Here is a 13,947-nt window from a genome sequence, read left to right on the forward strand (position 1 = left end):
ATGGCATTAACAAAGTGGAATGGTATTTTATATGGAGGAGATTATTGCCCGGAACAGTGGGATGAAGAAACTCTGCATGAAGATATCAGGATCATGAAAGAATATGGAATTAACGCAGTAACTTTAAATGTTCATAGCTGGTGTGTTTATCAGCCAGAAGAGGGTGCCTATTCTTTTGGAGTGATGGATCATATCATCCATTTACTGGAAGAAAACGGAATAAATATCGTAATGGCTACAGGAACAGCAGCTCTACCCAACTGGTTACTTAAAAAGTATCCGGATATTATGGCACAGAGTATTCGGGGAGTAAGAAACCGACCGGCTCGTAGAGTGAATTATTGCCCCAATAATAAAGAGTTCAAGCATAGAATTCAGGAAATATGTGAAGTACTGGCAAAACACTACAAAGATCAGAAGAACATTGTATTATGGCATCTTAGCAATGAGTTGGAAGGCCATTGCTATTGCGACTGCTGTGCAAATGAATACAGAAAATGGCTGAAGGAACGGTATGGAAGTCTTGAAGCGTTAAATAAGGCATGGAATACAATGTTCTGGGGACATGTATATACAGATTGGGAACAGATCAACCCGCCTGCATATGACAATATGGTGATGGAAAATGTAAACGGAGCAGGAATTGATCTGTCTGCATTCCCAACGGAAAGCATGGAATATAAGCGCTTTATGACAGAAAGCTTTAAAAAGGATTTTGAGATTGAAAAGGCTGCAATCTTAAAGTATATTCCAGACGCACTTGTTACAAACAATTTCCAGTTCCGGGAATATGATTATGATGAGCTTGCGAAGCCATTGGATATTGTATCCTTTGATCTTTATCCGGAAAAAAATGATTCCCCACACAAGGCTGCATTTTTCCTGGATATGTGCAGGGGATTGAAGAAAAAACAAAGTCCATTCTTGATGATGGAAATGTCTCCAAATCAGGCAAGTTGGGCCATGAGTTGTCCAGTGAAAAGACCGAATGAGGTATCTTCAATTGCAGTTAGTTCTCTGGCAAGAGGTGCAGAGTCAGCTATGTTTTTCCAGATTAGAAGATCTCGCGCCGGATTTGAAAAATTCCATGGTGCCATGATTGAGCATAGTGGCCGCACTGATACAAGACAGGGAAAAGAATTGAAAAAACTTGGTTCCAACTTAAAGAAAATGGGTGATAGTTTTCTTGGAACAGAAGTTCCTGCAGAAGTGGCAATTATTGCAGATTGGAACTATAAGTGGGGAATTGAAGTTACTTCCTTCCCCAAAAAGGGGACAAAATATTTTGATGAAGTTTTGTACTATTATAAATGGTTCCATGATCAGAATATTATGACAGATGTTGTACGTGCAGACTCGGATCTGTCCAAGTACAAGATGGTTGTTGCACCAATGATGTATATGCTTACAGAAAAGCAGGCAGACAATATCAAAGCTTATGTGAAAAATGGAGGCTGCTTTATCACTACATATTTCAGTGGCATCACAGACTATCAGGATAATGTCTGGTTAGGTGGTTATCCTGGCTTGTTAAAGGATATGCTTGGCATTTGGGTAGAAGAAACTGATACTTTGTATGAAAATGAAAGTAATCTGATTCAGATATGTGCAGACGGATTTTCACAAAAAGAATATACCTGCGGTGTATTTTGTGACTTGCTTCGAGTAGAAGGCGCGACTGTGTTTGGTAAATATGGAAAAGATTTTTATCAGGGACAACCGTGTATTACTGAGAACCGATATGGAAAGGGAAAAGCAATTTATATTGCGACAAAACCGGATGAGGCATTTCTGGGTGCATTGTTTTCAAAATATGTACAGGAAACTGGGGTGATAAAGGTTTTAAAGACCAGTGCCGGAGTTCAGGCTGCTTTACGAAAGAATGAGACAGAACAATATCTGTTTTTAATTAATTATAGTGCTGAACAACAGAAAGTAGAACTTGGGGGAAAACTTAGGAATATTCTTAGCAATGAAGAGGAATCCATAGCTATGTTGATTCCAGGAGATTATGCGATATATCGGTTGTAAAATATTTATTGGTTGAGTTCGTATAATGGGAAAGGGCTGATCATTACAGGTCAGCTCTTTTTCTTAAGTATTATTATTTAATCGTGGCATTTTCTCCATATTTTCTAAAACTTTGTCCATATGTTTTTACAAAAATCAGACTATAATAAAAGAAAAACCGTTCAGGAGGAATCATTATGGCAATTTTAGTTACAGGTGGTGCTGGTTATATTGGAAGCCACACGGTAGTGGAGCTTCAGAATGCAGGATATGATGTTGTGGTACTGGACAATTTAAGCAATGCAAGTGAAAAAGCACTGGACAGAGTATCAAAAATCACAGGAAAACCAGTGAAGTTTTATAAGGCAGATATTCTGGACAGAGATGCTTTAAATAATATTTTTGACAAGGAAACTATTGAGTCCTGCATCCATTTTGCAGGTTTGAAGGCAGTTGGAGAATCTGTGGTTAAGCCCTGGGAGTATTATGAAAATAACATAGCAGGCACTTTAACCCTGGTTGATGTAATGAGAAAACATAATGTGAAAAATATTATTTTCTCTTCCTCAGCAACTGTATATGGAGATCCGGCACAGATTCCGATTACAGAAGAATGCCCAAAGGGACAGTGTACGAATCCGTATGGCTGGACAAAATCCATGCTGGAACAGGTGCTTACCGATATCCAGAAAGCAGATCCAGAATGGAATGTTATGCTTCTTCGTTACTTTAATCCAATTGGCGCACATAAGAGTGGAACAATTGGAGAGAACCCAAATGGCATTCCCAATAACCTTATGCCATATATTACACAGGTAGCAGTTGGTAAGCTGAAGGAACTTGGTGTATTTGGAAATGATTATGATACTCCGGATGGAACTGGTGTAAGAGACTATATTCATGTTGTGGATCTGGCAAAGGGGCATGTAAAAGCGCTTAAGAAAATCGAGGAAAATCCTGGGCTTGCGATTTACAATCTGGGAACCGGAAAGGGCTATAGTGTTCTTGATATTGTAAAGAATTTTGAAGCTGCAACTGGTGTGAAAATTCCATATGTGATCAAACCTCGCCGAGCCGGAGATATTGCAACTTGTTATTGTGATGCATCTAAGGCAGAAAAAGAGCTTGGCTGGAAAGCAGAAAACGGTATCCGTGAGATGTGTGAAGATTCCTGGAGATGGCAGTCTAATAATCCGCAGGGATATGAAGAATAGGATGTATATTTAAAATAAGAGAGCTGTAAGATGCAGCCCTCTTATTTTTTTGAATAATTGACCTTATGTTATAAATGAACGCATTTTTTATCCTGAAATGTTCTATTTTTTAAAATTCTACAATTTTGTGCATGTTTTGTTAAATGTTGTTTATGTAATTTTGGGAAAGATAAAGATATAATCATATTCGGATTAAGGAAGTACGAAAATAAACCTGAAAAAACAGGAGAAAGAGAAGGAAAACATGGAAGAAAAAAGATATTTGAAATGGTACAACAAAGTCGGATACGGTTCCGGAGATGTGGCTGGAAATGTGGTATATGCATTCCTTTCCACCTTCGTAATGCTCTATCTGACCAATACTGTTGGATTGAACCCGGGTATTGTAGGAACATTGATTGCAGTATCAAAACTGTTTGATGGAGTGACCGATATTTTCTTCGGCTCTATGATTGATAAGACAAAAACAAAAATGGGAAAAGCAAAACCCTGGATGCTGTATGGTTATATCGGCTGTGCAGTTACTTTGATCGGTGTATTTGCAATTCCGGAAAGTCTTGGACAGACAGCGCAGTATGCATGGTTCTTTATTGCATATTCCCTGTTAAATGCAGTGTTCTATACAGCAAATAACATTGCATATTCAGCTCTTACAGCTCTGATTACCAAAAACAGCAAAGAACGTGTAGAAATGGGATCTTACCGTTTTATCTTTGCATTTTCTACCAGTCTTTTGATCCAGTCTGTTACTATCAAGTTTGTTGAGATTATGGGAGGGGGAGCTGCTGGATGGAGAATTGTAGCAATCATTTATGCCATCATTGGACTTATTATAAATACAGTTTCTGCATTATCTGTAAAAGAGCTTCCAGAAGAAGTCTTAAACGAAGATGCATCAAGCGCAGTAGATGAAAAATATAGTCTTATTGAAGCTGCAAAACTGTTATTTTCCAACAGATTTTATATTATGATCTGCGTAACCTACATTCTGCAGCAGATTTATTCCGCAATGCTCAGTATGGGTATTTATTACATGATGTATGTATTGAAAAACGAGGATCTGTTCCCGGTATTTTCCTGGGCAATCAATATCCCGTTAATCATTGCACTGGTTATTACACCATCTTTAGTAGCAAAATGGAAAGGGTTATATAAGCTGAATCTGGTTGGATATACCATTGGAACCATTGGACGTGCCCTTGTAGTAGTTGCTGCTTATATGGGAAGCGTACCGCTTATGATTGCCTTTACAGCCGTTGCTGCATTTGGTATGGGACCATGGCAGGGTGATATGAATGCGGTGATTGCTAACTGTTCAGAGTATACTTATCTGACAAAGCATAAACGTGTAGACGGAACCATGTATTCCTGTACTTCCCTTGGTGTGAAACTTGGAGGAGGACTTGGAACTGCGATTACAGGCTGGCTTCTGGAATTCAGCCACTTTAACAGTTCACTTGCTGTACAGCCGGATTCCTGCCTTAGCATGCTTCATACTATGTATCTGTGGATTCCAGTTGTGATTTGTGTAATCATTACTTTTATTATGTCACAGATGAATGTAGAAAAGGCAAATGAAGAATTAAAGAACAGTAAAATGCTGGAAACAAAATAAGCATTAAGATAACGAAATATAGCAATGGGATGTAACAATAAAAATGTCTAGAGGATGATCATGAACTATAGCGGCTTAAAAGAAGACAAAAGATTAATTGAAGCAGTACCGACCGCAAGACAGATTGCATATGAAAGCATGGAATTTTTCTGTTTCATTCATTTTACAGTAAATACCTTTACCGGAAGAGAATGGGGCGATGGAACAGAGCCGGAATCTATTTTTAATCCGACAGAGCTGGATGCAAAACAGTGGGCGAAAACAGCCGCAGAGGGCGGTATGAAGGGACTGATCCTCACTTGCAAACATCACGACGGATTCTGCCTGTGGCCATCAAAATACACCAAACACAGTATCAAAAACTCTCCATATAAAAATGGAAAGGGTGATATTGTAAGAGAAACAATGGAGGCTTGCAGAGAATATGGCCTGAAGTTTGGTGTTTATCTTTCTCCTTGGGACAGAAACAATGAATCCTATGGAAAAGGAAAAGAGTATGATGACTATTATGTGAATCAGCTTACAGAGCTTCTGACAGAGTATGGTGATATTTTTGTAGTATGGTTGGATGGTGCCTGTGGGGAAGGCGCAAATGGAAAGGTACAGAAATATGACTGGCAAAGATACTACCAGGTAGTTCGCAAGCTGCAGCCAAATGCTGTGATCTCTATTTCTGGTCCTGATATCCGTTGGTGTGGAAATGAAGCTGGTGAGGTACGCCCAAGTGAATGGAGCGTGGTAGCAGCAGATATGAAAGATCCGGCTCTGACTTCAGAGTTAAGCCAGCAGGAGGATAATGAAGAGTTCCGTGAAAGACCATTGGATGAAACACAGTCTGATCTGGGAAGCAGGGAACGTCTTGCGAAGGAAGAACGACTTGCCTGGTATCCGGCTGAGACAGATGTCTCCATCAGACCGGGCTGGTTCTATCACGAAGAAGAGGATGATAAAGTACGTTCTTTTGAGAATCTGAAGGATATTTACTTAAAATCAGTTGGTGGAAATACTACACTTCTGTTAAACATCCCTCCGATGAAAAACGGAAAGATCCATCCAACGGATATTCAGAACCTGAAGCAGTTAGGTGACTTTATCAAAGAAAGCTTTTCCAATAATTTAGTGGAAGAAGCTGGTATTACAACCATTCCACCACTTGACTGTCGGGAGATGTCCCCAGAAGTTCTTAGAACCGATGATTATGAAACTTATTTCCTGAATGAGGCTGGAACCAATAAACTGGTTATCAAGATCAAATGGATTGAAAGAAAAAAACTACATTATCTTGTTCTGAAAGAAGCAATTCCCCTTAGCCAGAGAGTTGAGGCATTTAATGTCTGCTATGAAGAAAACGGCAGCATAAAAAAATGCTATGAAGGAACAACTATCGGATATAAGAGAATCGTCGATTTGAAGGGAATCCATACAGATAGTCTGGCAATCGTAATTGAAGATTCCAGAGTTGCACCTGCGATGGCATTTGTGGGAGTATATTAAAATAGAAGAATAAGAAGTACATATGACTAGAGCGTGTTTGAAAAAGGCTTTCTGCAAGATGTGCGTCACAATTTGTGGGAGATTTTGTCCGGATGAGGGCGCCGTAGCGGGCTACGGCAACCGAATTCGGGCAAAATATACCGCAAAGTGGGGCGTGCAGATTGCGGGAATGATTTTTCAAACACGCTCTAGGGGAGAGCGTATGTAGAATATTAGTAATAAAAATAAATCAATTAAAAGCCCAGGCAGTTTTTGAACCTGGGCTTTCGTATACAGATCATTTCTTTTCTGGTTCAGTCATCTGATTCTCTTCATTTTGCCGCAGTTGTTTCCGAAACTGTGACGGCGAAGCGCCAAACTGTTTCCGGAAAAAGCGGCTGAAATATAATGGATTTTCATATCCAACCAGATTGGAAATTTCTGTAACATTGTAGTTTGTGGTTTCCAACAGAGATTTCGCATTTGAAAGACGCAGGTTCTGTATGTACTGGGCGGGTGTTGTATTCGTATATTGTTTGAAGTTCTGGATAAACCAGCTAACACTAATATTTTTCGAAGCTGCATATTTTTCAATATTAATCTGTTTATTGTAATGCATTCGGAAATAATCAACTGCCTGCGCCATGTCATCCATGATCATTGGATTCTTCTTGTGAGGTTTTACAAGAATCTGGCGGTGAAGAAGGATTAAAAGCTGCATAAAGTAATACACAAGAAGCTCTTCATAGTCTTCTTTCCGCAGCTGCAGTTCTTCAATCATGTTCATGTACAGATGCTTGTATTCCATGGAGACTCCGGAATAAATCACATGAACGCCATCTGCAATGCCGTATTTGCGGAGGATATTTTTGACGTTATTCCCAGTAAAATGAACCCAGTACACTTCCGGGTGGTCGGCACCATAATAGTAGTAGCGCTGTTCTTCTTTTGGACGGTACAAAACCATGTTTCCAGCAGAAACAATTTCCTCTTTTCCATCAAAATAGAAATGTGCTTTTCCAGAAGCAACGTAAAGAAGCTGGTAATCAAGCCGACCTCGCGGCCGGTGCGTTGGCAGCTTCTTTATTGTGTACAGACGGTAAGTACCGCAGCTCCCTATAAAAATAGGATGTTTTTTATCTTTAAAATCCAAGCGTGTCTGGTGCCAGTAAGCGGAGTTTGTGTACAATATAAATTACCTCCTTGTAAATATGCACGATTTTTATCGGAACAGATTGTACATATTTCAAAATTAATAAAAAAGTGTATATTTTTGTGTCTTTACTTGTTAAATTATATCATTTTGTGCATGTTTTGTCGAACAGAGTTTATGTAATTTTTTTAAAAAACAGGTATAATCATATCAGATGTTAAAACAGAAAAATATATAATATTGGAGGAGCAAATATGATCGTACCAAAACACTACGAAAATCTGAATGTGTTACATGAAAACACCATGCCCCATCGAGCATACTACATGCCTGCATCAAAGGATATGGGATCTCTTGTACATGACAGAGAGAAATCTGACCGTATGGAGCTTTTAAATGGAAACTGGAAATTCCAGTTTTATAAGAGCATTTATGATCTTCAGGAAAAATTTTACGAAGCAGGTTATGACACTAAGGGCTTCGACGAAATTCCAGTTCCGGGAATCTGGCAGAACTATGGCTATGACAGCCATCAGTATACCAATGTCCGTTACCCAATTCCGCTTGATCCGCCATATGTACCACAGGAGAATCCTTGCGGAGCGTACGTACACCAGTTTGAATATAAGAAAGATTCCAAAGCACCAAAAGCATACTTGAATTTTGAGGGTGTAGATTCCTGCTTCTATGTATGGATCAATGGTGTCTATGTAGGCTACAGCCAGGTGGCTCATGCAACCAGTGAATTTGACGTGACCGATCATCTGAAAGAAGGAACAAACACTTTAGCGGTACTTGTCCTGAAATGGTGTGATGGAACTTATTTAGAAGACCAGGACAAATTCCGTATGACAGGAATTTTCCGTGATGTATATCTGTTAAAGCGACCAGAAAGTGTACTGTATGATTATTTTACCACTACATCTATAGGGGAAAATGGTGCAGAAATTGAAATTCGTGCGAATTTTCTTGGGGAGAGCAATGCAGCAGAAAATACTAAAATTGTAATCCGGAATCATGAGGGAAATACGGTGGCTACAGGTACATTTAAGAAATGTGACGATGAAAATTTTGCTTACAAAGCGGTATTAGATATCACAAACCCTGTACTCTGGAATCCGGAACAGCCATATCTGTATCAGGTGCTTTTCCTTTCCGAGAATGAGGTGATCATAGACCGTATCGGTATCCGTGAAATCCACTGTGAGGGAAGCGTAATCTATATTAATGGTGTAAAAGCAAAATTTAAAGGTGTAAACCGTCATGACTCCGATCCGATAACCGGTTCCGCAGTAAATATGGAGCAGATAAAAAAAGATCTGATCATGATGAAACAGCACAACTTTAATGCAGTCCGAAGCAGCCATTACCCGAATTCTCCTTATTTCTATCAGCTTTGTGATGAGTATGGCTTATTTGTGATCGCAGAAGCTGATAATGAGAGCCATGGAACCCAGACACAGTACTTGAAAAATTCAGAGTGGGAAAATGTAGTTGAGCAGTGGAATAAAAGAATTGCAAATAACCCGGATTTCATTCCTGCAACCATGGATCGTACCAGACTTTGTGTGGAAAGAGAAAAAAACCGCCCATGTATTGTAATGTGGTCTATGGGTAATGAATGTGGATATGGATGTACCTTTGAGGAATCCCTAAAATGGACCAAAGAATTTGACCCAACCCGTCTTACGACTTATGAGAGTGCATTCTATCAGAGTACAGACCGTGAGTATGACTATTCCAATATTGATGTAGTTGGAAGAATGTACCCAGCTTTTTCTGAGATTGATGAATACATGGAAAAGAATCCGGATAAACCTCTTCTTCTGGTAGAATATTGCCACGCCATGGGAAATGGACCTGGAGACCTGGAGGATTACTTTGAATTGATCCAGAAGTACGACAGTCTTTGTGGAGGTTTCGTATGGGAGTGGTGTGATCATGCTATTTACAAAGGCCAGGCTGAAAATGGCAAGGGAATCTATTATTATGGAGGAGATCATAGCGAAGAAATTCACGATGGAAACTTCTGTATGGATGGACTGGTTTATCCTGACAGAACACCACATACCGGGTTAAAAGAATACAAAAATATATATAGACCGGCAAGGGTTCTTCACTATGATCAGGAAACTGGAGATATGGTTCTTCATAACTATATGAATTATGTTGATCTTAAAGATTATATTTATCTTATATATGAGGTGAGCGTTGACGGAGAAGTTGACTGTGTAGGACAAATTGAATTAGATGAAAGTATACCAGCTCATGAAGAAAAAACAATCAAACTTCCTGTTTCAATACCAGATAGTGGAAAATGTTACCTAAAAGTATCTTATTGTTTGAAAAATAATACTCAGATTTTACATTCGGATGAGTCTCTTGGATTTGATGAAATCCTTTTAAAGAACATAGATGGAAGAAATCAGAAAGCCATTGAACTTCTTGCTGAAATGGTTACTGATAATAGCTTTACTGTGGAAGAGTGTGACAGATACTTTACAATTCATGTAGGGCAGGAAAATACTTATCGCTTCAACCGACTGACAGGATTATTTGAAAGCATTACTGTAAAGGGAAAAGGACTTCTGACTCGTCCTATGGAATTAAATATCTGGAGAGCACCAACTGACAACGACCGGAAAATCAAATTAGAATGGATGAATGCTCATTATGACCAGAGCTATGCAAGAGCATATGAAACTTCCTGCATTACCAAAAATGGGAAACTACACATCTTAGGAACGTTAAGTGTTTCTGCACCTACCGTACAAAAAATTCTTGATGTGAAGTCAGAATGGATTATTACTTCGGATGGCGCAATCCAGGTAAAAATGGATGTAAAGAGGGATTTGGAATTTCCAATGCTTCCGAGATTTGGAATCCGTTTATTCCTTAACAGAGATTTTGACAACGTAGAATATTACGGAATAGGACCTGAGGAAAGTTACGTAGATAAGAGAAGAGCCGGCAGTCATGGAAAATATGATGCTAATGTACTTGAAATGCATGAAGATTACCTGCGTCCACAGGAAAATGGAAGTCATACCGACTGTGACTACCTTATCTTAAAAGGACAGGAAAATACTTTTGCAGCTGCAGGAGAAAGGACATTTTCCTTTAACGTATCCCCATATACTCAAGAGGAACTGACAACCAAAAGACATAGCTATGAATTACAGCCTTGTGGAAGTACGGTCGTGTGCCTGGATTATGTCCAAAACGGAATTGGTTCTAACAGTTGCGGGCCTGAGTTGTCAGAACAGTACCGCCTTGATGCAGAACAGTTCAATTTTGAAATTAAAATGATAATTAAATAATACAGAATAAAGAAGCTGCCAGCTTAAACGGAGCAGGCTATGGCAGCCATTTCCCAGAAGGGAATCCGAATGACTATTACTGTACTTGCTTCTCTGCCAATCTTCGCGCTATATCCATTCATGCAGAAGTATTTCTCAAAAGGAATTATGGTGGGTGCTGTAAAAGGCTGACTTTAATAATCCCTGGCATTCGATCATTATGACAGATGCCGGGGATTTGTGTATTACAAACTAAAAAAGTATGCTGCATATAAAATATTGACCAGATAGTTGCTGTAAAAATTTATCCATAAAAAATTCTGTAACAACAGAGTATGAATTGGAGTGCAAATTCCGGCTCATCTGAGCACGATATCCGTAAGCGCTTAGATCTTGGGTAGCTTTACTGTCTACGTTTTTAAACTCATAATGATAGTAAATAGATTTTTACTACACTCCGCTTGATAGGAGATAGAAATTTACTACATTTGGAGGTTTCATTATGAGTAAGAAACGTGCTCCAGGGCGTTCCCTGGACGAATTGATGGAACTGATAACCGAATGCAGACAAAGTGGCCTGACAGATGCTGCATGGTGTAATGAGCATGGGATATCTCCCAGCTGTTTTTACAATGCAGTTACCCGTCTCCGCAAAAAAACCTGTCAGATACCGGATCCAGCCCCCAAAGACAGCTCTCTTGACCTTACATCCCATAAACAGGATTACAGATGAAGAAATTGTGTCAGTATCTCATTTGGCACCGATTCATGATATCGGAAAGACCGTGCAGACAAAATATCACCAAACAAAAAATACATTATTCCCGTCCTGGGCGATAAACGCATAAATGATGTAACCACAGACGAACTGATAAAGATCCTGAAAGAGACCGAGATCCCTGATACCCAAAACTTTCCGATGGAAGAATATTCTATGTTGTGTGATGCAGTATCCAGTTTCTTTCGGAATGCCATGGAATTATACTGTGCAGGACAGGACAATGGTACGGCTGCTGCCAATGCCATAAGATCCCGTGGGCTGAGAATTTGGGACGATAGTGTTTCTTACGATACTTCCGAAGCTTATTCTTTCCAGCAGCTTTTGCAGCTACTGAAGATTTCCAAATGGAATGCCCCAACGCTTTATCTTCCCATGCTCCTGTCCGCCACTGCCGGCCTGCAGATTGCAGAGATTGTCCGTATTCATTTTGATGATATCGACCTTGATAATCATTGCCTTGATCTGCCGAGGACTCACAAAGACTACAACGGTCCCCGTTCCAACATCGTACTGTCCATGGAAAATACCAAAACGGTATACCTGCCAGATATTATAATGAACGAGATCAAAAATCAGGAAAAGCGTCTAAATGCACTACAAGAACAGGATGCGAAATTTAATCCATTCCGATATCTGATCTGGAGCCAGAGTGGGAGACAACAGCAGGAGAATTTTATCAAGAAACCTTATGAACGTATCCTGTCCAAATGCTCTTTTCCTGCATTTCCATGGAGAAGCTTTCTAAAGATACGTTTAACAGACATAGAGATAGACGAATTAGAAGATTTTTTAGGGTATGAGACTTCCATGAACTTTGGTGCCTGCGAGATTCCCATTGATAAGCACGATCTTATGAATCTTACAGGAACAACATACTTTTGAAAATATTGGCATAGTCAGCTTACCCGGCTATGCCGTATTTTATTACCAGCAAAGGTCATCAGTCCCCGATGCAGGCAGATACAACACACAAATCGAGTGACCAAAACTGTTTTTCTTTCCATGTCAGGCAAAAAAATCTCTGTTTTTCAATAGGGCTTTCCCTATTTTTGTGACCAAACTGCTTTATAATTGTATGCCCGAGCTAAAAACACTTGAATTTCTTCCATATTAAGTGACCAAGGTTGGCTTCTGATCCTATCGCAATATAAAAAAAAACTCTTTTTCTATAATATTTCCAACATGATTCTATATTCAAGCCGATTTTGCAAACAAAGCTTGCGCTTCCCTTACCTCCTGTTATATAATAAAAGATACTGTTAACGGTCATTACTATCATTATATGGGAAATAGTTTTGCAATTTTCTAAATAAGGAAGCTGTTTCTCACTAAAAAAGTGACCAAACCCACTTTTTAGCCCCATAATGAGCTAAAAAATAGGGCTTGTTTTTACAGATTATCAACAAGCTCTAAATCAGACAGATATTCTATGGCAGCAATCTATGTTTTGCAAACTCTGCCGTCTTTATTGTAAGATATATACAAAAATACGAAAGGAAAACTATGAGAAAATTAGCACTTAGTGACGAAATATTACTTAGTGTTGACAAAGCAGCCCGCTACATTGGCGGTGAAGTCAACTCCATAATGAAGGATAAAAAAGAGGTGACCACCCGGGTCGCATTTTGCTTCCCGGATGTCTAAGACACGATTTTTTTACCTACTCCCTTTTAAAATCACTTAGTGCTATTTGCCGTTATTTCCTACCTTTTTATCTGTATTATTTTGTGTTAGTTCGTGTTATTTAAGCTTAAAAGGGATTCAATAACACAAAATAAGCCTTTGACAAAAGGCCATTTTTGACCACCTTTTGCAATCAATTTTCTGTTTCATACTTTCGGATCATGCCCTTTTATATGACAAAATTTGATATTTTTGTAAAAAACAGGTTTTTATGCAATCTGTCAGTTATCTAATAATACTTCTTATGGTTGCAGTTCGCTTTCCAGACGGCTATTGCTGGTATTTTCTATTGCACCTGTTCACTCATCATAAAAAGTATCTTGTAAAGGAATTCCATTAATGTTAAGATAGAATCAGATAAAAGTACTTTCACATTCATCAATCGAAAATGCCAGGAGGTGATTGCTGTAAATGGCTGATGAAAACACCCTATTGAACAGTGATTTAGAGTCACGCTACGAAAAATACAAAGGCATTATTAAGAATTTTACACTCATGAGTGATATATTTATGCGAAACGTGTTCAAGAAAAGAGAATGTCTGGAATATGTTTTGCAGGTCATTATGGAGAAACAAGATTTACACGTGATTGATCAGATAATCCAAAAAGATTATAAAAATTTGCAGGGACGCTCCGCAGTAATGGACTGCGTTGCCAGGGATTCCACAGGCAAACAATTTGATGTGGAAATCCAGCAGGATAATGAAGGAGCTTCCCC

The 13,947-nt window shown here is 39.0% G+C and carries 11 protein-coding genes and 2 pseudogenes; 11 read left to right on the top strand and 2 right to left on the bottom strand.

The features are described 5' to 3' along the window. From AB5618_RS19135 to AB5618_RS19150, 4 genes are all read left to right on the top strand, one after another. Entirely contained in the window at positions 1-2,031 is a 2,031-nt protein-coding gene (locus tag AB5618_RS19135; protein ID WP_148463274.1) for a beta-galactosidase, read from the top strand. Between the two features lie 176 nt (positions 2,032-2,207). Then, the gene (galE, locus tag AB5618_RS19140; RefSeq protein ID WP_148463275.1) at positions 2,208-3,224 is read left to right on the top strand and encodes a UDP-glucose 4-epimerase GalE; all 1,017 of its coding nucleotides are present in this window, start codon (positions 2,208-2,210) and stop codon (positions 3,222-3,224) included. A 244-nt stretch (positions 3,225-3,468) separates the two neighbouring features. Beyond that, entirely contained in the window at positions 3,469-4,839 is a 1,371-nt protein-coding gene (locus AB5618_RS19145) for an MFS transporter (RefSeq protein ID WP_148463276.1), read from the top strand. Between the two features lie 60 nt (positions 4,840-4,899). After that, a complete protein-coding gene (locus AB5618_RS19150; RefSeq protein ID WP_148463277.1) occupies positions 4,900-6,333 on the top strand; it encodes an alpha-L-fucosidase in 1,434 nt (477 codons plus the stop codon). Here the strand turns inward: AB5618_RS19150 and AB5618_RS19155 are convergent. Next, positions 6,221-6,454 (bottom strand): annotated as a pseudogene (locus AB5618_RS19155) (DUF6783 domain-containing protein); the annotation flags it as partial. The gene AB5618_RS19150 and the pseudogene AB5618_RS19155 overlap by 113 nt on opposite strands. Between AB5618_RS19155 and AB5618_RS19160 the strand changes: the two are divergent. Beyond that, positions 6,392-6,541 carry a DUF6783 domain-containing protein gene (locus AB5618_RS19160; RefSeq protein WP_319017832.1) on the top strand — a complete coding sequence of 50 codons (150 nt, stop codon included), beginning with the start codon at positions 6,392-6,394 and terminating at the stop codon, positions 6,539-6,541. The pseudogene AB5618_RS19155 and the gene AB5618_RS19160 sit on opposite strands and share 63 nt — an antisense overlap. A 69-nt stretch (positions 6,542-6,610) precedes the next feature. On the opposite strand, the gene AB5618_RS19165 is transcribed toward AB5618_RS19160, so the two are convergent. Further along, positions 6,611-7,501: an AraC family transcriptional regulator gene (locus AB5618_RS19165; protein ID WP_148463279.1), complete on the bottom strand. Its 891-nt coding sequence runs from the start codon at positions 7,499-7,501 to the stop codon at positions 6,611-6,613. A 218-nt stretch (positions 7,502-7,719) separates the two neighbouring features. On the opposite strand from AB5618_RS19165, the gene AB5618_RS19170 reads away from it, so the two are divergent. The 6 genes and pseudogenes from AB5618_RS19170 to AB5618_RS19195 all read left to right on the top strand — a co-directional run. Next, the gene (locus tag AB5618_RS19170) at positions 7,720-10,785 is read left to right on the top strand and encodes a glycoside hydrolase family 2 TIM barrel-domain containing protein (RefSeq protein WP_368366989.1); all 3,066 of its coding nucleotides are present in this window, start codon (positions 7,720-7,722) and stop codon (positions 10,783-10,785) included. Positions 10,786-10,824: 39 nt separating this feature from the next. Beyond that, positions 10,825-10,956, top strand: a complete 132-nt coding sequence (locus AB5618_RS19175) for a hypothetical protein (protein ID WP_255610632.1) — start codon at positions 10,825-10,827, stop codon at positions 10,954-10,956. Positions 10,957-11,266: 310 nt separating this feature from the next. Next, positions 11,267-11,497 (top strand): hypothetical protein, encoded by a 231-nt coding sequence (locus tag AB5618_RS19180; RefSeq protein ID WP_330382810.1) that lies wholly within the window; start codon positions 11,267-11,269, stop codon positions 11,495-11,497. Between the two features lie 201 nt (positions 11,498-11,698). Then, positions 11,699-12,427 carry a site-specific integrase gene (locus AB5618_RS19185; RefSeq protein WP_173717389.1) on the top strand — a complete coding sequence of 243 codons (729 nt, stop codon included), beginning with the start codon at positions 11,699-11,701 and terminating at the stop codon, positions 12,425-12,427. A gap of 621 nt (positions 12,428-13,048) precedes the next feature. Continuing rightward, positions 13,049-13,189, top strand: a complete 141-nt coding sequence (locus AB5618_RS19190; RefSeq protein ID WP_173717377.1) for a hypothetical protein — start codon at positions 13,049-13,051, stop codon at positions 13,187-13,189. 450 nt (positions 13,190-13,639) lie between these two features. Continuing rightward, positions 13,640-13,947, top strand: a pseudogene (locus AB5618_RS19195) (hypothetical protein); the annotation flags it as partial.

Source organism: Ruminococcus sp. J1101004sp1_RTP21198st1_B9_RTP21198_201120 (genome assembly GCF_040924245.1).
GTDB lineage: Bacteria > Bacillota > Clostridia > Lachnospirales > Lachnospiraceae > Blautia_A > Blautia_A faecis.